At 39.1% G+C, this 21848-nt stretch carries 20 protein-coding genes; 1 reads left to right on the top strand and 19 read right to left on the bottom strand.

The annotated features are described in order from the left end of the window. Window positions 1-276 precede the first annotated feature (276 nt). From murA to nuoA, 14 genes are all read right to left on the bottom strand, one after another. Window positions 277-1581, bottom strand: coding sequence for a UDP-N-acetylglucosamine 1-carboxyvinyltransferase (murA, locus tag LMD38_RS00395; protein WP_000411263.1), 1305 nt, complete (start codon window positions 1579-1581; stop codon window positions 277-279). Between the two features lie 39 nt (window positions 1582-1620). Continuing rightward, window positions 1621-2325 (bottom strand): YwmB family TATA-box binding protein, encoded by a 705-nt coding sequence (locus LMD38_RS00390; protein WP_016718990.1) that lies wholly within the window; start codon window positions 2323-2325, stop codon window positions 1621-1623. A 51-nt stretch (window positions 2326-2376) separates the two neighbouring features. Beyond that, window positions 2377-2613: a DUF1146 family protein gene (locus tag LMD38_RS00385; RefSeq protein WP_000940742.1), complete on the bottom strand. Its 237-nt coding sequence runs from the start codon at window positions 2611-2613 to the stop codon at window positions 2377-2379. An 822-nt stretch (window positions 2614-3435) separates the two neighbouring features. Beyond that, entirely contained in the window at window positions 3436-4950 is a 1515-nt protein-coding gene (nuoN, locus tag LMD38_RS00380; RefSeq protein ID WP_139264463.1) for an NADH-quinone oxidoreductase subunit NuoN, read from the bottom strand. Between the two features lie 7 nt (window positions 4951-4957). After that, the gene (locus tag LMD38_RS00375) at window positions 4958-6460 is read right to left on the bottom strand and encodes an NADH-quinone oxidoreductase subunit M (protein ID WP_228920068.1); all 1503 of its coding nucleotides are present in this window, start codon (window positions 6458-6460) and stop codon (window positions 4958-4960) included. Then, window positions 6457-8319 carry an NADH-quinone oxidoreductase subunit L gene (gene nuoL, locus LMD38_RS00370; RefSeq protein ID WP_228920066.1) on the bottom strand — a complete coding sequence of 621 codons (1863 nt, stop codon included), beginning with the start codon at window positions 8317-8319 and terminating at the stop codon, window positions 6457-6459. The genes LMD38_RS00375 and nuoL overlap by 4 nt, the downstream gene beginning before the upstream one ends. Before the next feature lie 29 nt (window positions 8320-8348). Then, window positions 8349-8663 carry an NADH-quinone oxidoreductase subunit NuoK gene (gene nuoK / locus LMD38_RS00365; RefSeq protein ID WP_000100082.1) on the bottom strand — a complete coding sequence of 105 codons (315 nt, stop codon included), beginning with the start codon at window positions 8661-8663 and terminating at the stop codon, window positions 8349-8351. After that, window positions 8656-9180: an NADH-quinone oxidoreductase subunit J gene (locus tag LMD38_RS00360; RefSeq protein WP_001012803.1), complete on the bottom strand. Its 525-nt coding sequence runs from the start codon at window positions 9178-9180 to the stop codon at window positions 8656-8658. Before LMD38_RS00360 ends, nuoK begins: the two co-directional genes overlap by 8 nt. Further along, the gene (gene nuoI / locus LMD38_RS00355) at window positions 9177-9596 is read right to left on the bottom strand and encodes an NADH-quinone oxidoreductase subunit NuoI (RefSeq protein WP_000677191.1); all 420 of its coding nucleotides are present in this window, start codon (window positions 9594-9596) and stop codon (window positions 9177-9179) included. Before nuoI ends, LMD38_RS00360 begins: the two co-directional genes overlap by 4 nt. Before the next feature lie 25 nt (window positions 9597-9621). Further along, a complete protein-coding gene (nuoH, locus tag LMD38_RS00350) occupies window positions 9622-10623 on the bottom strand; it encodes an NADH-quinone oxidoreductase subunit NuoH (protein WP_000573430.1) in 1002 nt (333 codons plus the stop codon). Further along, a complete protein-coding gene (gene nuoD, locus LMD38_RS00345; RefSeq protein ID WP_000621432.1) occupies window positions 10623-11723 on the bottom strand; it encodes an NADH-quinone oxidoreductase subunit NuoD in 1101 nt (366 codons plus the stop codon). Before nuoD ends, nuoH begins: the two co-directional genes overlap by 1 nt. 4 nt (window positions 11724-11727) lie before the next feature. Continuing rightward, entirely contained in the window at window positions 11728-13179 is a 1452-nt protein-coding gene (locus tag LMD38_RS00340) for an NADH-quinone oxidoreductase subunit C (RefSeq protein ID WP_270729947.1), read from the bottom strand. Further along, entirely contained in the window at window positions 13176-13694 is a 519-nt protein-coding gene (nuoB, locus tag LMD38_RS00335) for an NADH-quinone oxidoreductase subunit NuoB (RefSeq protein ID WP_000236331.1), read from the bottom strand. Before nuoB ends, LMD38_RS00340 begins: the two co-directional genes overlap by 4 nt. Next, on the bottom strand, window positions 13685-14053 hold the full coding sequence (nuoA, locus tag LMD38_RS00330; protein WP_000179275.1) for an NADH-quinone oxidoreductase subunit NuoA: 369 nt from the start codon (window positions 14051-14053) through the stop codon (window positions 13685-13687). The genes nuoB and nuoA overlap by 10 nt, the downstream gene beginning before the upstream one ends. Window positions 14054-14343: 290 nt before the next feature. Here nuoA and LMD38_RS00325 point away from each other — a divergent pair, with 290 nt between their 5' ends. After that, complete coding sequence (locus LMD38_RS00325; protein WP_228920064.1) at window positions 14344-17073, top strand: putative bifunctional diguanylate cyclase/phosphodiesterase; 2730 nt, start codon at window positions 14344-14346, stop codon at window positions 17071-17073. A 74-nt stretch (window positions 17074-17147) separates the two neighbouring features. Here LMD38_RS00325 and LMD38_RS00320 read toward each other — a convergent pair whose 3' ends face one another. The 5 genes from LMD38_RS00320 to atpG all read right to left on the bottom strand — a co-directional run bounded on the left by LMD38_RS00320 (window position 17148) and on the right by atpG (window position 21703). Continuing rightward, the gene (locus LMD38_RS00320; protein ID WP_000578699.1) at window positions 17148-17801 is read right to left on the bottom strand and encodes a DUF975 family protein; all 654 of its coding nucleotides are present in this window, start codon (window positions 17799-17801) and stop codon (window positions 17148-17150) included. A 47-nt stretch (window positions 17802-17848) separates the two neighbouring features. Continuing rightward, entirely contained in the window at window positions 17849-18640 is a 792-nt protein-coding gene (locus LMD38_RS00315; RefSeq protein WP_000578798.1) for a DUF975 family protein, read from the bottom strand. A 132-nt stretch (window positions 18641-18772) separates the two neighbouring features. Next, on the bottom strand, window positions 18773-19174 hold the full coding sequence (gene atpC / locus LMD38_RS00310) for a F0F1 ATP synthase subunit epsilon (RefSeq protein ID WP_000847211.1): 402 nt from the start codon (window positions 19172-19174) through the stop codon (window positions 18773-18775). A 20-nt stretch (window positions 19175-19194) separates the two neighbouring features. After that, on the bottom strand, window positions 19195-20601 hold the full coding sequence (gene atpD, locus LMD38_RS00305; RefSeq protein ID WP_001032592.1) for a F0F1 ATP synthase subunit beta: 1407 nt from the start codon (window positions 20599-20601) through the stop codon (window positions 19195-19197). A 241-nt stretch (window positions 20602-20842) separates the two neighbouring features. Further along, window positions 20843-21703, bottom strand: coding sequence for a F0F1 ATP synthase subunit gamma (atpG, locus tag LMD38_RS00300; protein WP_000157696.1), 861 nt, complete (start codon window positions 21701-21703; stop codon window positions 20843-20845). Between the last annotated feature and the right edge of the window lie 145 nt (window positions 21704-21848).

Here is a 21848-nt window from a genome sequence, read left to right as displayed (position 1 = left end):
TTTATGGGCAGCCCGACCCCCACCTAACTTCTTTGCTTTTGCTGAATTTTGAGGTGTGGGTCTTACTGCCCATTAAAGCGGGATAAAAAAAGCTTTACTCCATTCATTCTTATGGAACAACTCTTTCTTTTAGAACATACTTAAGGGGATCCATATAAAACAAAAATTTTCTAAATATTTTTACTGGTACGTGCATAAGTATAGAATTTCTTGACTATAACAGTAATAAGCCCAAAAAAATAGCCCCTATGTCAAAAGACATAGAGACTATTTCAATTAAGCGTGAAGATCAGAAACTTCTTGTTCTTTCACTTCTTCTACTTTTTCGTTTACACGTTCAATAGTTGCACCTAATGCAGCTAATTTCTTATGGAAGTTTACATAGCCACGGTCAAGATGTTTTAACTCAGTTACACGAGTGTAACCTTCTGATACTAAACCAGCTAAGATTAATGCAGCTGCAGCACGTAAATCAGTTGCTGCTACTTCAGCACCTTGTAAGCTGTTTGGACCGTTCATAATAACAGAACGACCTTCGATTTTAATATCAGCATTCATACGACGGAATTCTTCAACGTGCATAAAGCGGTTTTCAAATACCGTTTCTGTAATCATACTTGTTCCATCAGCTTGTAGTAATAATGCCATCATTTGTGATTGCATGTCTGTTGGGAAACCTGGGTGAGGCATAGTTTTAATATCAACCGCTTTTAACTTATCTGGGCCGATAACACGTACACCTTCATTTTCCTCAATAATTTTAACACCCATTTCTTCCATCTTCGCTGTAATTGAGCGTAAATGTTCAGGCACAGCATTTTCAATTAAGATGTCTCCACCAGTAATTGCCGCTGCAACCATGAATGTTCCCGCTTCAATACGGTCAGGAATAATAGAGTGGTTTGCACCATATAATTTATCAACGCCTTCGATACGAATCGTTCCAGTTCCAGCTCCGCGTACTTTCGCTCCCATCGCATTTAAGAAGTTAGCTAAGTCAACGATTTCTGGTTCTTTCGCTGCGTTTTCAAGGATTGTTGTCCCTTTTGCTAATGTAGCTGCAGACATAATGTTTTCTGTCGCGCCCACGCTTGGGAAGTCTAAATAAATTTTAGCTCCTTTTAGTTCTCCCTCAACGTATGCCTCAACAAAACCGTTACCAACCTGTACTTTTGCTCCCATTGCTTCGAAGCCTTTTAAATGTTGGTCAATTGGACGTGAACCAATTGCACATCCACCAGGAAGTGCAATACGAGCACGACCGTTACGTGCTAATAAAGGTCCCATTACTTGAACAGATGCACGCATTTTACGTACATATTCAAATGGTGCTTCAATGTTTAGCTCTTTAGAAGCATCGATTGTTACTTGGTTATTTTCAAATACGACTTCAGCATTTAAATGACGTAATACCTCATTAATTGTGTATACATCAGACAAAACTGGTACTTCAGATAGTACATTCTTTCCATCACTCGCTAATAGGGCTGCAGCGATTATAGGTAATACAGCATTTTTTGCGCCCTCAACACGCACTGTGCCGTTTAACCGCTTTCCGCCACGGACGATGATCTTTTCCAAATTATTCCCCTCCGTGTCCTTTTTTCAGTATCTATTCACTCAATACTCAGAAGTTATGATCGGTGTGCCAACCACAATTGTATCTTTGTTGTCTGTAGAACGTATTGCTATTTGCACATTTATTTTCTCTCTATTTGTTGAAAGAGCGTCATCCCACTTTTTATTGTATGCGGAGACTGACACAAATGCTCTTTCTTCTATCTGTTCGATCGCTCTTGCTGAAAGATCTTTCAAAACCTGATTGGTTTTATTTTGCAAAACACCTTCAATCTTATCATTCAGTACACCTTGAACACAAGTGTAAATTATAGGTTTTTCACTAAAAATTTTATTCGTTTTCTGAATGTACTTCGGGTCCCATTTTGCCCCGCTCACTTCAAAAATAATGAAAGTGTTTTCTTTAGTATTTTCCTTACTCCAAGTTACTACTACTCGTTCTTCATAAGAAGAAAACTTTTTATAGGATGTAGCTTTATATCCATCTGGAGATTGCTCTAATTCCCACTTTTGAATATTCGCCTTGTCCTTCACATCGTTTAACAACTTTTGAAACGTATGTATATTAGAAATCGTTTTTGTTTCTCGCGCTAGCCATGACCATTTTTCTACTTTAGCATCATTTTTCTCTACAGCTGCGATCATGCTCTCCATCTTCTGTTCATCGCTCATTGGTTTCATCTCTCTATACCCAACCAAAAATAAAACAACACTTAATGCAACAACAAGAATGGCTTTAAGCTTCAATTTCATCCCCTCCTATCCCCATTGTTAACGGAGATATGAGGTTCTATACACTTACTTTACTAAATACGTTAAACTCTTTGAATAGCCTAAATAATCAAGGAAAAAGTTACTTACAGATGTCCCAATTGCAATTGTAATTAAGATGAGTAATACTCTCGTCTGCATCACCTTTCCAGGCTTCATTAAACGCTCAATGTGAATACCTTGTAAGGCCCACCACGTAATGGTAATAAACAATAAATGCGAAACGATAGCAATCAGTGCTTGTTGCCCTAAAAGATGTGCCAAAAAACCGACTCCTTTTTACAGATTTTCCGAATAGGAAAGCCCACTACGGTGCGATAGTACCCCCTTTAGGGGTGGGATGATAGTGAGGTCAAATGCGATGTACAGATAAAATACCGAAAATACGTTCTGTACATCAAGTATTTGAAATGGTATAATTTTCATAACAGACAAGTAAAAGTCTCTAAAACAATCTTGTTCTCTGAAAACAGAATACATATGAGGTTGGAGTAACAAATTCTTCTGCTCCGTAAAATGTATTGAGTCGTCAAGTACAAGACGCTAAAACACATTTGAGAACTCACAATCTGACTCGTTTGGTAATAGAACGAGTGCCGTATCTGCTAGATGCACTGGATACGGAGTGGTGATGGCACACCGCAATCTTGCACGTCAGCGATACTAGAAATAGACGTCGCCTTTGGTAGCAAGAATCCCACTGACGTTAGTCAGCTTGCGGCTTTAGCCGTGGGAGTGTCAACTAGCTACTACTTACGAAATTATATAAAGTGAAACTTTAATCAGTGGGGGTTTTCTTCATCCCCCACTGATTATTAGTTGAACCAATCGGACTTTTATGGGCAGTTGATCCCCACCTAACTTCTTTGCTTTCGCTGCATTTTGAGGTGGGGGTCTTACTGCCCATTAAAGTCGGATAAAAACGATACCATAATAAGTAGGAGCCACACTTTTTCAAATACAAATAAGCATCTTACATTTTACATCGTAATTTTCTCTTTAAAAGCGTATACTTATATGCATTTTCAATCGTAGTTCACACAAAATAAAAAGCGCAGAGTAACGACTCCACACCTTTTATTTTCACTATTGTACCACGTTCCCTAAGAAGAAGAAATCTTTCATTAATGGAAAATATTCATAAAAGAAATTGTACCCAATCATCGGCATAATCCCTAGTATTACAATCGAAATTGCGCAAAGGCTCATCACAACCTTTATGTTGAGTGGCAAACGAATTTTCTCTTCTACTTCTCCTGTACGGAAAAACATTTGCTGTAAAATACGGAAATAATATACGAATGAAATGACTGTCGTCCCCATCATAATAGAAGCTAGTACGTAATGAGCTGGCTCTACATGAAGAGCCCCTAAAAAGATGTTAATTTTCCCAATGAAACCAGCTGTTCCTGGTATCCCCGCTAGCGATAAAATAAAAATCGTCATCACGATTGCTGTAAATGGCGACCTTTTATATAATCCGGTGAAAATGGTGATATTTTCTTTGTCGCTTTGTAAGATTAAGGCGTGGATAATTGCAAACGCGCCTATATTCATAAGCATATACGCAAGCATGTAAAACCACATGCTATCCATCGTAAATGGCGATAATGCTACAAGCGGGACGAGTAAATATCCTGCATGCGCGATTCCTGAATAAGCAAATAAGCGTTTTACGTTATATTGCTTTAATGCGACTACATTTCCAATAATCATCGTAATACTAGCTAGCACAGCGATGTATATGCTCATACGTCCGTATAAAGATTGCATGTCTCCTTGCACCGATACACTTGCAAAAACCATGAGGAACAGACGCATAATGAGTAAGAACCCAGCAATTTTAGAAATCGTTCCAAGAAAAGCAGTAACAGGTGTAGCCGCTCCCTCATACACATCAGGCGCCCACATATGAAACGGCACTGTCGCAATTTTGAATGAGAGCCCAACGAGTAAGAGTAGGAATGCGAGAGCTAGCAATAACTGAATACCACCAGCCAGTTCCCCGGCAAATACTTTTTGCATATCCACGATATTAGTTGACCCTGTAATGCCGTATAAGTAACTCATTCCAAAGAGTGTAATTGCCGTTCCAATTCCTCCATTAATGACATATTTCATTGCTGCCTCATTTGATGCACGGTTCTTTTTTCGTATCCCAACTAAAATATAAGAAGAAAGTGAAAGCAATTCTAGGCCGACGAAAAGTGTAATGAAGTCGACACTAGAAGCCATAAACATAGCCCCAAGAAGCGCCATTAAAAATAAGTAATAATATTCTCCCTTATCTTCAATTGGATTTTTCTTATCATCGCTCATTGCGGTGCATAAGATGAGAGCCGCTCCGCCTAATAACAACGTTTTAAATCCTTTTGAAAACCCATCTAACACAAACGAGCCATTTAAAATATCTCCCGCTGGTTCACCGTATAGCATAATTAATGATACGATCGCTAATACGATAGCTGCGATTGCACCAAGCGCTACATACCTATGGTTCAGCTTAAAAAACAAATCACATATGGAAAGAAGGATGGCAGCCCCGAGAATGATGAATTCTGGCACCATGAGATGCCATGATAAGCTAAGTAACGTATTCATATCCACCCTACTTCACCCCCAATGTTTTCAATGTATTTTGAAGCGGATCCCCTAGTATTTCTGGCATTACTCCAATTGCAATAATGCAGAAGATAAGTAGTAAAATCGGGACATACTCCCATCCGTGTATATCAGCTTTCGCTTCCCACTCTTTCTTACCAAATGTTACTTGAAGGGTTGCTCTTAATACGTATACAGCAGTTAAAATGATGCCAAGTACTCCGGCCGCAGCAATAACTGGCTCCCCTTGGAATAAACCGAGAAAGGCAAGAAACTCGCTAACAAATCCAGACATTCCCGGCAATCCAAGCGATGCCATTCCTCCCGCTAAGAAAAAACCGCTAAGTACTGGTACACTTTTTGCAAGTCCGCCAAGCGCTGTAATATTTGATGTTCCAAAGCGCTGTTCTATAACACCAAGTAAGAAAAAGAGTAAAGCTGCAATTAAACCGTGCGAAACAACTTGGAATAGAGCGCCTTGTGTACCTGGTGCATTTAACGCCGCAAGGCCCATTAATACAATACCCATATGTGAAATACTAGAGTAAGCAAGCACCTTCCGGAAGTCCGTTTGAATGAGTGCCAAGAAGGCTCCGTACAATAAATTGATGACTCCTAAAATCGCAATGAGCGTTGCAACCTCGCGAAAGTATTCCGGGAATAGCCCCTGGCCAAAGCGGATTATACCGTATGCTCCAATCTTCAGTAAAACACCTGCATGAAGCATAACGACAGCCGGATGTGCTTCAATATGTACATTGACCATCCAGCGATGTAACGGGAAAACGGGTAGTTTAATCGCAAAAGCGATCATTATGCTAAGAAACAAGCCGAACTGTAAGCTATTTGGGACAGCCATTCCTCCGCCAGCACCTACACTCGTTAATATTTCTTTAAGCTCTGTAATATTGGTTGTACCTGTTTTCGCAAATAAAACCGAGAAAACGATAAGCAAAATAGCGGAGCCAATACCGTTATATATTAAATAACTATAAGCAGCCTTTTCACTCGACAATTTCCCCCACTTCCCAATTAATAAAAACATCGGTGGCAATGTAATTTCAAAGAAGATAAAGAACAACATTAAATTTTGAGCAGCGAAGACACCGAGCATCCCTATTTCTAACATGAGTAACAGCATATAAAATGCTTTCAAATTCCTTTTAATCGTAAATGCCGCAATTGCTGCAAGCATCGCTAGAAGGGCCGTCAGTACCATCATAACGAGCGATAAACCATCAATACCAAGTTCGTAATAAATGGAAAACCACCTTTTATCCACCGCTGCAAAATCCCCAAATGTAATCCATTTCACTTTTTCATCAAATAGAGACAAACTCTTTCCGGAAGCATATGTACAAGCGAGGACGATAGCCATTCCGAATGGAAGCACCGTTCCAAATAAACCGAGCGCTCGCACTGTACGTGATTCTTTTTTCGGTGTTAATGTAAGTAAGAGAATTCCTAAAAGCGGGGAAAAAATGAAGAACGTTAATAACAAATCATTCATCGTAAATCCCCTCCCGTATAGAGCAAAATAATGAAGAGTACTGCAAGTGAAACAGCTGTTACAGTCCCGTACACTTGTACATTTCCGTTTTGGAGTCTAGAGCCAATTGCACTTATCCCTTTCACTAAACTCCCTATTAAAACGGCAATTCCTTCGACTACATACACTTCAAATAGGCGAAGCACATGAGCGATTCCTTTCGTAATAGGAAGCACCGTCATATTGTATAGTTCATCCACATAATATTTTTCTTTCAAAAGTTTATAAAGAGGCGAGTCCTCGCCACCAGCCCAATCTCTAGCAATAGATTTCTTGCCATATATGAAATATGCAAGAGCAATCCCTGTCAAAGAAACGAGCGTCGCAACAATCATAATCCAAACTGGTCCGTGTGCCTCTCGCACTTTAAATGCTACATCTTTCGTAAGCCAATCCCCGAGAAACGTTCCAAACCACGGTGTATTTATATAGCCTGCCACGACTGCAAGAACGCCAAGGACAATCATCGGATACGTCATGATGCGGGGCGATTCATGCACATCTTCCTTCGTCTTCGCTTCCCCAGTAAAGACAAGAAAGTATAGGCGGAACATGTAGAACGCTGTTAGGAATGCTGCAATTATCGCTAAGACGAATAAAACATAATTGCCGTTCATCCAAGCTGCCGCTAAAATTTCATCTTTACTAAAGAAACCGGAAAGGAGTGGCACACCACTAATTGCAAGTGTACCGATTAAAAATAGTGTACCTGTTACTTTCATCTTCTTCTGTAAACCGCCCATTTTATTAATGTTTTGCGTATGCACGGCATGAATGACACTTCCTGCCGCCAAAAATAGCAACGCTTTAAAAAAAGCGTGTGTCGTTAAATGGAACACACCAGCTACATAACCGGCAGATCCTAATGCAAGCATCATATACCCGAGCTGGCTAACTGTAGAATAAGCAAGTACTCTCTTTATATCCGTTTGTACAAGACCGATGGAAGCTGCAAAGATTGCAGTAAAGGCGCCAACAATTGCTACCGTCTGCATCGCCACCGCACTTGCTGAAAATAGCGGAAACATCGTTGCCACTAAATATACGCCAGCTGCGACCATTGTCGCCGCATGAATAAGTGCCGAAACAGGCGTCGGCCCTTCCATCGCATCCGGTAACCACGTATGAAGCGGGAACTGACCTGATTTCCCCATCGCCCCGATAAAAATTAATATCGCCGTTATTGTAATCATTGTCGGAGTCAGATCACCCGTATGAATCGCTCTAAAAATTGCGTCATATTCAAAACTACCTGCATGCCAGAAAATTAAGATCATCCCAATAAATAAACCGACATCGCCAATACGTGTCATAACAAAAGCTTTTTTCGCAGCAGCCCTCGCTTCTTCTTTAAAGAAATAAAAACCGATGAGTAAAAATGAACCAAGGCCGACTAACTCCCAAAATATATAAAGCTGTAATAAATTCGGTGATATAACAAGCCCGAGCATCGCAAATGTAAAGAGTCCTAAATAGGCATAAAAGGTTGGTAATCTTTCCTCACCTTTCATATAACCTTTCGAATACACGTGTACAAGTAAACTCACAAGTGTAACGATAAACAACATTAAAGCCCCTAATGCTGTCACTTCAAAGCCAAATGATATATCAATATCTCCAGCTCTAAGCCATACCCACTTATGCTTCACTGGTACTGTCGTAAATCTTTCTATTAATACAAGTACCGCAAATATAAAGGAGAGAAAGACGAAGAAAATACTAAGTACACTGCTTCCTTCTCTAATTTTCTTCCCGAATATAATTAATAACAAAAACGAAACAAGCGGGAAAAGCGGTATGAGCCATGCATAATCGATCATTGTTTCCTTCCCCCTTTTCGGTCACAATGTTATCCTTTGAGCGTATCCATTTCATCTACATGAACTGTCGTACGATTACGATATAAAGCAATTAAAATGGCGAGTCCTACCGCCGCCTCCGCTGCTGCTACAGCCATCGTAAACAGAGAGAAAATTTGCCCTGTTACATTTGGGAACAAACCTAATTTACTAAACGCTACTAAGTTTAAATTGGCTGCGTTCAGCATTAATTCAATACAAACTAATACAATCACTGTATTGCGCTTCGTTAAAGCTCCAAACAAACCGATGCAAAACAAAATAATCGCAAGCGTTAAATACGCAGAAGCAGGCACGCTACTCATTGGAATCCTCCTCTTTCTCATCCTTCTTCGCAAGAATAATTGCACCGACAAGTGCTACAAGTAAAATAACTGAGGTTAACTCAAATGGAATGATATATTTTGAATAGAGAAGCGTACCGATTTGAAGTGTGTTTTTTTCATGGAGAGGTAAACTTCCTTGTGTGCTTTCATTTGCAAAATCAATATTGTTAACAGCGAAATACATAACTGCCCCAAATGCTACAACCGCAAAGAAGATAATCCATTTTCGAAGAGTAAGACGAGATTCATTTTCTGCATTATGTTTCGTTAACATAATGCCAAAAATCATAATAATGGTGATCGCACCCGAGTAAAGTAAAATTTGTGCAACCCCGATAAATTCAGCTGATAAAAGAAAGTACAAACCTGCAATGCTGAGAAATGTCAGAACGAGAGCTAGCATCATATGCATGACTTTCGTTAAATTCAACATAAGAACGCCGCCGATAATTGCAGACAAGGATAGTATAAAGAATGCTATAAACTCGCCATTCATGCTTTATTCTCCTTCCTGACGTTTTCGTCGTTTTCATCGAGCCACTGCAAATTTTTAAATAAGTCATCCCGTGAATATTCCGCGAGTTCAAAGTTATTTGTCATAACAATCGCTTCTGTCGGACAAACTTCTGTACATAAATCACAAAGAATACAAATTTCAAAATTAATATCGTACGTGTCAATAATTTTTCCTTTTTTCGTAGGATCCGGATGTTTTTTCCCCGTTAACTGAATACAGTCTGTCGGACAAATGTTGGAGCACTGGTTACAAACGATACACTTTTCTGGATAAAACTTTTGAATTCCTCGAAAACGATCTGGCAATGGCAACGGTTGATTCGGATAATCATACGTCACCTTCTTCTTACTCAAATTGCTTAATGTATATTTTAATCCTTTAAATAGCCCTTTCATCTCTTACTGGCACCCCCTTCATAGATTAGAAGAATAACTCCTTAATCAATGCCGTTAAGAAAATATTTGCAAGTGCAATTGGCAATAATACTTTCCAGCCAAACTCCATTAACTGATCACCTCTTATACGCGGAAACGTAACGCGGAACCAAATTAATAGAAAAACTACACTGCTAAACTTTAAAGCAAACCATACGGCACCTGGGATAAATCCAAGGAACATAACTGGATTCCATCCGCCTAAAAAGAGCACTGTAATTAAAGATGCCATCCCGAAGAAATATACGTACTCTGAAAGCATAAAGAACGCCCAGCGAAACCCTGAGTATTCCGTATGATATCCAGAAACAAGCTCCGACTCAGCTTCTGGTAAATCAAACGGCGTCCTATTTAACTCTGCTACCGCTGCGATTAAAAATACGACGAAACCGATTGGTTGCACGAAAATGTACCAAACATTCTCCTGCGCTGCTACGATTTCATTTAAATTTAAGCTACCAGCTAACAAAACAATCCCAATTACACTCATTACGAGCGGAATTTCATAAGAAATCATTTGCGCCGCTGCACGCATCCCTCCTAAAAGGGAATATTTATTATTCGATGCCCATCCTCCGGTTACGACACCAATCGTCGTAATGCCAGAAACAGCAATGTAATACAGTAAGCCTACGCCAATATCCGCGAACTGAAATTTATCAGTAAATGGGATGACTGCAAGCACCATAAATGCTGGTGCGAACGCAATGACAGGTGCTAATATAAACAACGGTTTATCTGCCGCCTTCGGAATACTATCTTCTTTCAGTAATAGTTTTAAAACATCGGCTACCGTTTGCAGCAGACCAAACCGGCCCCCGACTTGGTTTGGCCCAATCCGCCCTTGCATAAAACCCATCACTTTCCGTTCTGCCAAAATACCATATGTAACGAAGCCAAGGACTGCAAATAATAGGAGCACCGCTAATCCGAAAAAAATGAAGAAATTCGTCCAGCTAGAAGGTGATTGTAAGAGCGTTTCAATCATTAGCCATCAACCTCCCCAAGTACTATATCCACTCCACCTAAAATCGTAATTAAATTGGCGATGTTTTCGCCTTTCAATAACTTCGGTAAAATTTGCAAATTGTAAAAAGACGGCCTGCGAAACTTCAAGCGGTACGGCTCTTTCTTTCCGTCACTAGCAATATAGCAACCAATCTCTCCTCGCGGCGACTCTATACGGACGAATGCTTCCCCTTTAGGAGCCTTAATAATTTTCGGTACTTTCGCAAGTACTGCTCCTTCTTTCGGGAACTGCTGGACTGCTTGCTCGACAATTTTTAACGACTCCTCAATTTCCTTCATGCGGCAAACGTAGCGATCCCAAGCATCCCCCACGCTCCCAACAGGAATATCGAAATCAAAACGGTCGTAAATGGAGTACGGTTCATCCTTGCGAAGATCCCAGTTTACTCCGGTGCACCGCAAATTCGCTCCGCTTAAAGAATACGAAATCGCTTCCTCCGCGCTATATATACCAACGCCTTTTACACGATTTAAGAAAATCTCATTGCCGCTAACAAGATCATGATACCCTGCCAATTGTTCTCTCATATACGGAACAAATTCTTCCACTTTTTCAATCCAACCATCCGGTGCATCCCACTTTACACCGCCGACTCTCATATAGTTAAAAGTGAGCCGGGCACCGCATAATTCGTTTAATAAATTTATAATCATCTCTCGTTCACGAAACGCGTACAAAAACGGGCTAACCGCTCCTATATCAAGAAGATTTGTCCCCCACCAAACGAGGTGGCTCGCAATCCTTCCAAGCTCCATTGCAAGTACTCGCAAGTATTCGGCACGCTCCGGGATTTCAAGCCCCATCATCGTCTCTACAGCATGGCAAATGACGTAATTATTCGTCATAGCCGATAAATAATCCATCCGATCTGTATAAGGGATAATTTGCGTATACTGTAAGCTCTCTGCAATCTTTTCGGTCCCGCGATGCAAATATCCAATAACCGGTGTAGCTTCTTTAATAATTTCCCCGTCAATTTTAATAACGAGCCTGAACACACCGTGCGTACTCGGATGCTGAGGACCTACATTCAAAAGCATTTCTTCCGTACGGATCATTTAGCTACACCTCCACATCATACGGTTCATAATCTTTCCTAAGCGGGTGCCCTACCCAATCATCAGGCATTAAAATACGTGATAAATTCGGATGCCCCTTAAATACGATACCAAGCAAATCATACGCTTCCCGCTCCGGCCAATCTGCCCCTTTCCAAAGCGCTGTCACCGATTCCACTTGCGGTGCTTCCCTATCCAACTTCACCTTCACCACTACTGACTGTTTCTTTCCATATGAAAATAAATGAACATACACTTCCATATGTGTCATAAAATCCGTCGCATGTAGCTCTGACATATAATCAAATGCAAGTCCCTCATGGAATCGCAGTAACTCCATTACTTCATAATATTTTGAGGGCTCCACTACAAGAGTTGGTACATCTTTGGAAAGTTTATTAATGTAGCAATCTACTAAAGCATCCTCTCCTACTTTTCCCTTAATAACTTCAACATACTGATTTAAATACGGTTGATTCACAGATGGCTCTTCCTGCTTCGTCTCTTCTTCCTTCTTACCTTCAGCACCCTTCATCTTCGCCCTTACAGCCGCTGCTGCTTTTGCCTTCGCCTTTTCATCCCCCGAATCCCCATCACCTTGCGATGCTTTCTGCTTCGCTAACGCCGCTGCTTTTGCTTTCGCGGCGGCGACTGCCTTCGCTTTCGCCTTGGCCTTTTCTTCTTCCGTCACTTCTTCTGTTCCTTCTCTTTTTTGCTTCGCTAACGCCGCTGCTTTCGCTTTTGCGGCTGCTGCTGCCTTCGCCTTTGCTTTTGCCTTTTCTTCTTCTGTTCCTTCTTCTGTTCCTTCTCTTTTTTGTTTCGCTAACGCCGCCGCTTTCGCTTTTGCAGCCGCTGCTGCCTTCGTCTTCGCTTTGGCCTTTTCCTCTTCCGTTACTTCTTCTATTCCTTCTCTTTTCTGTTTCGCTAACGCCGCCGCTTTCGCTTTTGCAGCCGCTGCTGCCTTCGCCTTTGCTTTTGCCTTTTCTTCTTCCGTCACTTCTTCTGTTCCTTCTCTTTTTTGTTTCGCTAACGCCGCTGCTTTTGCTTTTGCAGCCGCTGCTGCCTTCGCCTTTGCTTTTGCCTTTTCCTCTTCCGTCACTTCTTCTGTTCCTTCTCTTTTTTGTTTTGCTAACGCCGCCGCTTTCGCTTTTGCCGCGGCTGCCGCCTTCGTCTTCGCTTTGGCCTTTTCCTCTTCCGTTACTTCTTCTATTCCTTCTCTTTTCTGTTTCGCTAACGCCGCCGCTTTTGCTTTTGCAGCCGCTGCTGCACGTCGTTTTGCTTCTTCTATAGTCATATCGTCATTTTTTGGTAGCGCTTTCTCTTTTTCGCGATTTTCTTCCTCAAGTTTACTTATTTCCACACCATGTTTCGCAACGAGACGCTTTCTCGCCTCTTCTTTCGCACGCCTAGCCGCTTCTCTTTTTAAATCCTCTAAGTCTTTGTTAGGATCACTCATTTATTCGTCACCTGCTTTCCAGTCTTTGCTTCGTAACGAATTTTTTCTTTTAATTTATTAATTCCATAAATTAAAGCTGCAGGATTTGGTGGGCAACCAGGGATATACACGTCAACTGGCACAATTTGATCTACACCTTTCACAACAGCGTACGAATTTACATATGGACCACCTGCTGTCGCACAAGATCCCATTGCAATAACCCATTTCGGTTCAGGCATTTGGTCATATAAGCGCCGAACAATAGGAGCCATCTTCTTCGTTACCGTTCCCGACACAATCATAACGTCCGATTGCCTTGGTGAAGTCCGAAAAAATGACCCAAATCGATCTAAATCATAATGTGATGAACCTACTCCCATCATTTCAATTGCACAGCATGCCAGTCCGAATGTCATCGGCCATAAAGAATTACTTCTCGCCCATCCTTTCAACTGTTCCAATGTAGAAAAAAAGATATTTCGTTCTAATTCTGCTCGCTCATTTGGATGTAATTCCTCAAAATTTATAACCATTGTAACACCTTCTTTTTCCAAGCATACGCTAATCCAACTAGCAACATTACAACAAAGATGAGCATTTCAATCAGTGCAAATAAACCGAGGTTGTCATATGCAACAGCCCATGGATATAAAAATAAAGTTTCTACATCAAAGATGACAAACAATAAAGCAAAAATATAATAACGAGCATGAAACCGAATATTCGCATCATGAAAAGGCTCAATCCCGCTCTCATACGTCGTCGCTTTCGCTGCACTTGGTTTATTTGGGCGCAGCATCCTTCCTAATGTAAGAGCCACTACCGGCAGCAATATACCTAATAGCAAGAAAATCAAAACGATCATATAACTATTTTCATATACACTTGCCATTGTGAAACCCTCCCCCCTAAATTAAGAACAAGTTCACTTAGTAAACAATATGTCCTAGTTGCAGTAATTATTATTTTTAAATTTTTCTAAATAATGCAACTATTTTAATCATTATAGCAAACTTCAAATTCCTATGTCGATATGTTGGGGACAGAAACGAGAATTATTAAAATCTGTTTTTATAACTTGCTATACTTGCGCAAAATAAGTATATAGGTTATATATGTTTTTTAAGAAACTATAAAAAATACAAAAGAGGAATTTATATGTATATACCGTGGGTGAGATAGATGAAAAAACAAACACATGTAAGTATTCTTATAAGCATTACATTGCTATCTATAGTAATTCATTACGTGGCAATGCCTTTTCTATATGAATACTCATTTCCCTTTCAAATATTAATTGGAATGAGTACTTTATTCATTGATATTATCGCTTGTAGTTATATACTTTATTTTTCAAATATGAAAGAAGGGTTACCTCGTTTATTTTGGACGATATTATGCGTTGGAACTCTCTCTTATTTCATCGGGGATATCGTCGTTGCCTATCAACGTTTAATTTTAAAGGACTACTATACATTCGTTGATCCGTCCGACTTTTTTTATTTACTTTTTTTAATTAGCTTTGCATTCGCCTTTCTATATGAAATCATTTATAACCGAGATTTATTAGAAAAGCTTTTTATGATATGTGATATTTGTATTATTGTTACAGCACAATTCACTTTAAGTTACTACTTACTTATTGAAAGAACCATTCACATTTCTTCAACATCCTATATCGACATATTTGTTCAACTTACTTATCCAATGACCGATTTACTCTTTTTCCTCATAGGAATTAATCTGTTATTCAAGCCTTTATCTTTATTATCCAAAAAGGTTGGCGCACTTCTTGGCAGTGCTTTACTTTTATATGCTACTACAGATGCGATTTATGCTTATATCAAATACTTCATACCCGAGTATTCTATGTTTACAGTTACTCCTCTTTATCAAGTAACTTTAGTACTAGTAGCAATCGCATGTATTATTCATACAAAAGAACCTGAAAAACAAGAACAAGTGCTATTAACACCTAAATTTGGGGAAGCGATCAGATTATCATTACCTTATATTTCTGTCGTAATGCTTATTGTTTTCATATTAGTCGAATATGTTTTCGCGCCTATTGTAGTAATTGGGCTTATGATAACTTTCTCCTTCGTTCTCATACGCCATAGTTTAGTTCGAAAACAAAATAAAATATTATTATTAGCCCAAATGCAATTCAACTCAGAACTCGAAAAACAAATTGAACTGCGTACAGAAGATTTAGTAGAACAAAAAAATGAACTGTATCATAACCAACAAATGTTTAAATCTTTATACGAGCATCATCCAGATCCAATCTTCACATTAGATTTATACGGTAATTTTCTTAACGTGAATAACGCTGGTACGACTTTACTCGGTTATCAAACGAATGAATTATTAAATCAGCCTTACTATTCACTTACGTATGAAGAAGATTTGGAAGAAATCATTAATGCCTTTCATCGCGTAAAAAAGGAGAAATCTATTTCTTTAGAAATACGGGCATATCATAAAAATAGAGATATTTACTACTTGCATGTGACAGCTGTTCCTATCTTTTTAAAGGATCATATTTCCGGAGTTTATTTAATGATTAAAGATATTACGGAAAGCAAACAACAACAAGAACAAATTAATTTTTTAGCATATCATGATACACTAACAGAGCTTGCAAATCGACGTGCATTTCATCAATATGTAGAACAAGCAATTGCGCGATCCAAAATATCAAAAATGCCTTTTGCTGTTATGTTTCTTGACCTAGATCGCTTTAAAGTTATTAACGATACCCTCGGTCATAGGGTAGGAGACCTTCTATTAATTGCAGTAGCAAAAAGACTCGAAAGTATAGCGACACCAAATATGAAGCTTGCCCGATTAGCTGGAGATGAGTTCACAATCCTTATCGAAAATTATAAAAAGGGGCCAGACGTAAAAAAAATAGCTGATACAATTGTAGCAGCCATGAACGAACCATTCGAAATTGAAAATCAACATTTACAAATCTCACCGAGCATCGGGATTGCAATATATCCTGAAGCAGGTGAAGATCCGTTATCAATTTTACAACATGCTGATATGGCCATGTACGAAGCAAAAAATAAAGGAAAAAATGGTAGCTCTCTGTACACGAAAGAATTGTATAAAAAAACGGAACGAAAAGCCCGAATTGAAAAAGATTTACCACTCGCTTTAGTAAACGAAGAATTTTATCTCGTCTATCAACCACAAATTGATATTACGACGAAAAAGATTATTGGTGCTGAAGCATTACTACGCTGGAAACACCCACTCCTTGGTGACATTCCGCCATGTGAGTTCATTCCAATTGTAGAGGAGACTCCTCAAGTCATTCCACTTGGTCATTGGGTATTAAATGAATCTTGTCGTCAGCTAAAAATATGGCATACTTTTGGCTACAAAGATTTAAAAATAAGTGTTAACTTATCAGCTAAAGAGTTCCAGCAAAATAATTTAATCGAGAACATTTTACAAATAATAACAGACGTTAAAGTCGATCCAAAAGATGTAACACTTGAATTAACAGAACGAATTGCAATGATCGATGAAAAGGAAACGTTATCCAAGCTAAAACAATTAAAGGAATATGGTATTCAAACGTCCATTGATGACTTCGGCACCGGCTATTCTTCTCTCGCTTATTTATCTATTTTCCCTATCGATACATTAAAAGTACCGAGAGAATTTACACAACTAGCTGATCATCGACCTGAAGAGAGAGCCATCGTGTCCACTATCCTTTCCCTTGCAAATACGTTAAACCTATCTGTCGTTGCTGAAGGAATTGAAACAGAAAAACAACTTAAGTTTCTACAAAAGAACAACTGTAAATATATGCAAGGTTACTATTTCAGTAAACCACTTACTAGTCATCAATTTATAAAATTTCTACAAAAAACACCTAGTATGAACCAATAACTCATACTAGGTGTTTTTATCATGCTATTTGCGGACTACAAAGCTATTCATCGACGCAGAGTGTCCGACTCACTTTATAATGTCGGAATTTTTTTTTCGTAATATTCCTCTGCAATCTCTTCATAAAAAGCTGCTGACGTCGTATAAAAATATGGAATTAGCCATAAGAATCCAATCCCGAGTGTAATACAACTTAATATAAACCAACCAATAAAACTCAAACATAAAATGAAATACTCCATCTTATGTCCATCCATCATACGACGGCTTTCTGTAATCGCTTGATTTATAGAATACTCCGGGTGATCATTTATAATAAAGTACGTCATCGCATAAGAAAATGATTTAATAATGCCTGGGATAATGAACAGTAACGTCCATAAGAAAAGATAAAAATTTACTAATAAATATAATAAAAATGACTTTAAAAATCTCTTTCCCTCTGAAAACCAAATGAACACATTACCGATACTAGCTTGCTTTTCACGAAGGATATTTAAAGCAAGATAATATCCACCTAAAGTTAAAGGCCCAGTAACAAAAAATGTAAGGATATTTATTGAAATTGAATTTTTCGTTTCTTTCCAATCAAAAATTGAAGAAAATCCCCACTCAATACTAAAACTAAAAATCATGATTAGAATTGAAATAAGTAATGTCGCCCCGACAGCTAATCCCCATTTCCCTTCTAATGAATCTAATGCTTCTCCTTTTAAATCACCAATCATACGTAACCTCCTATACACAATAACTCTATTAGTATAGCATGTTCCTACTACAATTCATCTTTTGAAATATAGCGGTAAAAATGCGCTGTCGTTGTACTCACGTACGGACTAAGCCATAGAAAACCTATTCCAAGTGTAAAAATCGCTAAAATAGCCCACCCTATAAAGCTTAGCCATAAAAGAAATAGGTCTAATTTATGCCCCTTCATCAGATTCTTACTTTCTTTCATTGCTTGCGAAACACTGTATTCCGGTTTTTCAACCATCACATAATATGTCATCGAATATGAAAAATACAAAATAGCCATTACAATAAACGAAATAGCTAATAAAATAAAGAAAACAATTATAAATGATGGATTTGCATTCTCATCAAGAAAACCTAATAGCCCAAATACAATCGTTCCTAACATCGGAACCCATATACCTGTATATAACAAAATTGCAAGCATAGCCCACATTGTTTTCATCATTCTTTTAAAGCCACGAAATCCTTCAAATAAATAATCCACTCTAGCATCTTCTCGTTTGCTTATTTGTAGAAACAAATTCGTATGACCATATGTGGTAATGCCATAAGCCGCATAACTTAAAATTATCATAAGGCAGTAAAAAACCCCAAACGTAATAGCAGCTCCAATTGCCATTGTTTCTTCTTCAATTGAACCAGTTAAAATAGATGCTAAAATAAATATTATAACTCCTGGAATTAATACTATAAGCATTACAGCCATTGAAACGACGTAACTTACAATATGATATAAAATCGTTGATCCAACACCTAGTCCCCATTTTCCTTTTAAAGAGTGCAATGCTTCTCGCTTCATTTCACCGATCATTTATTCATCCCCTTTATAAATTGTTGTACATTCTCTACTTATACGAGCACCAATATAATTATACCATTTTTGTAAAATTATCCATTAACTACATAAAAAAAATCCGTAAAGGCTTTGCCTTTACGGATTTTTTTATTTCATATCGGAAACGTTTAAACGGTTCACAGCGCGTTGTAATGCCATTTCTGCACGTTTAAAGTCAACATGTGCTTGTTTATCTTGCAGACGTTGCTCAGCACGACGCTTCGCTTCATTTGCACGATGGATATCGATATGGTTTGCTTCTTCAGCAGATGATGATAATACAGTTACTTTATCTGGACGAACTTCGATAAAGCCACCACTTACCGCTACATAATCAGTGTGTCCACCATTTTTCAGACGAACTGCACTAATTTTTAATGGTGCAACAGTTGGAATGTGACCTGGTAAAATCCCCATTTCCCCACTCTCTGCTTTTACACTTACCATTTCTACTTCTTTTTCGTAAACCGGTCCATCAGGAGTTACAATACTGACTGGAAATGTCTTCATACTTCGTCCCTCCTAAGGCCTTACGCCATCATTTTCTTCGCGTTTTCAATAACTTCTTCAATGCCACCAACTAAGCGGAATGCATCTTCTGGAAGGTCATCATATTTTCCTTCTAGAATTTCTTTGAAACCACGAACTGTGTCTTTTACAGGTACGTAAGAACCTTTTTGACCTGTAAACTGCTCCGCTACGTGGAAGTTTTGAGATAAGAAGAATTGAATACGACGAGCACGATGTACAACTAACTTATCTTCTTCAGATAACTCATCCATACCTAAGATAGCAATGATATCTTGAAGCTCTTTGTAACGTTGTAAAGTTTGCTGTACTTGACGAGCCACTTCATAATGCTCTTCTCCTACGATTTCTGGAGAAAGTGCACGAGATGTAGATGCTAATGGATCTACGGCTGGGTAAATACCCATTTGTGTTAAACGACGCTCTAAGTTTGTTGTTGCATCTAAGTGAGCGAACGTTGTAGCTGGTGCTGGGTCAGTATAGTCATCGGCTGGTACATATACCGCTTGGATAGACGTGATAGACCCTTTATTTGTAGATGTAATACGCTCTTGTAATTGACCCATTTCTGTTGCAAGTGTTGGTTGGTAACCTACCGCAGATGGCATACGGCCAAGAAGGGCAGATACTTCAGAACCTGCTTGCGTGAAACGGAAGATATTATCGATGAACAGAAGTACGTCTTGTCCTTGCTCATCACGGAAATATTCAGCCATTGTTAAGCCTGTTAATGCAACACGTTGACGTGCTCCAGGTGGCTCGTTCATTTGTCCGAATACCATCGCAGTTTTCTTAATTACGCCAGAATCGCTCATTTCGTGGTATAAGTCATTACCCTCACGAGTACGCTCACCTACACCAGCGAATACAGAGATACCACCGTGCTCTTGTGCGATGTTGTTGATTAACTCCTGAATTAATACTGTTTTACCTACACCGGCACCACCGAATAGACCGATCTTACCACCCTTAATGTAAGGAGCAAGTAAGTCTACTACTTTAATACCAGTTTCAAGAATTTCTACTTTAGTAGATAATTCTTCGAATGCAGGTGCTTGACGGTGAATTGGATCACGGCGTACATCCGAAGGAACCTCACCATCTAAGTCAATAGCATCACCTAATACGTTAAATACGCGACCAAGTGTTGCATCACCAACTGGTACAGAGATTGCTTTACCAGTATCTTCTACTTCTGTGCCACGAACAAGTCCATCTGTGGAAGACATCGCAACTGTACGAACTGTATCATCACCTAAATGAAGTGCAACTTCAAATGTTAAGTTAAGTTCACCGTTTTCGTTGCTCTGTTTTACCGTAAGGGCGTTGTAGATTTCTGGTAGCTTTCCGCCATCAAACTTAACGTCTACAACCGGACCCATGATTTGCGTAACGCGCCCTTTATTCATCGGGTTCCCTCCTAGCTTTCTTTTAATTAGCTAACTTTCTACGAGCAGCTAGCTTTTCATTTTTTATTAGTTTATAGCTTACGCGACTCTTTTGACAGAGCCGCCTACGCTTTTTATTGAATCTAGCTCCAGCGGTTAGAATGTTCGGTGGCTTCGCTTTTTCCTGCGAGGCACAAATCGCCTCTACGTCAAAAGCTCCATCCCCCTCTCATTCTGAACGAACCGCCTACGCTTTTTATTACTATTCTAACGCTGCTGCTCCACCAACGATTTCCGTAATTTCTTGCGTAATCGCTGCCTGACGCGCACGGTTGAATGAAAGTGTAAGTGAATCGATAACTTCCATTGCGTTGTCTGTAGCACTCTTCATTGCTGTCATACGCGCTGCGTGCTCACTTGCTTTACCGTCTAGTAATGCACCGTACACTAAGCTTTCTGCGTATTGTGGCAATAGTACTTTTAAAATTTCTTCTTCAGAAGGTTCGAATTCATAAGCTGTCGTCGGTTTATCAGACGCCACATCAGTAAGCGGTAAAATTTTATTTTCCGTTACTTCTTGTGAAATTTTACTTACGTAATGGTTGTAGTAAATATACAGCTCATCATAAGCACCATCTGCGAACATCGCAATTGCTCGAGAAGCAAGGTCTTTAATATCAGTAAATGATGGGTGGTCAGATAATCCAACTACTTCATCAATGATGTTAAAGCCGCGACGTTTTAAATAATCACGTCCTAGTCGTCCAAGCACAATAATTGAATATTGGTTTGAATCCATATTATGACGTTCACGAATTACGTTACTTACTGTACGTAATACGTTACTGTTATAACCACCTGCTAGTCCGCGATCAGATGTAATAACGATGTATCCTGTACGCTTTACAGGACGCGCATTTAGCATTGGATGATTAATTCCTTTACTTCCTTGCGCAATGCTCGCTACTACTTCTTGAATCTTTTCCATATACGGAACGAAAGATTTAGCATTTTGCTCTGCACGGTTTAACTTAGATGCAGATACCATCTCCATCGCTTTCGTAATTTGACTCGTTTTCTTTGTCGAGTTAATCTTCGCTTTTATATCGCGTAAAGATGCCACAGGTTTTCACCACCTTTTTTCCGGAAGTTGGCACGATTAGTAAGAATCCTCTTCCTAATCTACGTTGCAAGATATTCTTGCTCATGATTGAAGGAAAAGAATAGGTGCACCTACTCTTTTCCTTTACATAACCGTCAGCAATCTC

The sequence above is a fragment of the Bacillus pacificus genome (genome assembly GCF_020861345.1).
In the GTDB taxonomy this organism is placed as follows: domain Bacteria; phylum Bacillota; class Bacilli; order Bacillales; family Bacillaceae_G; genus Bacillus_A; species Bacillus_A pacificus.
Note: the sequence above shows the minus strand (reverse complement) of the source record. Positions and strands in the feature narration are given on the sequence as shown.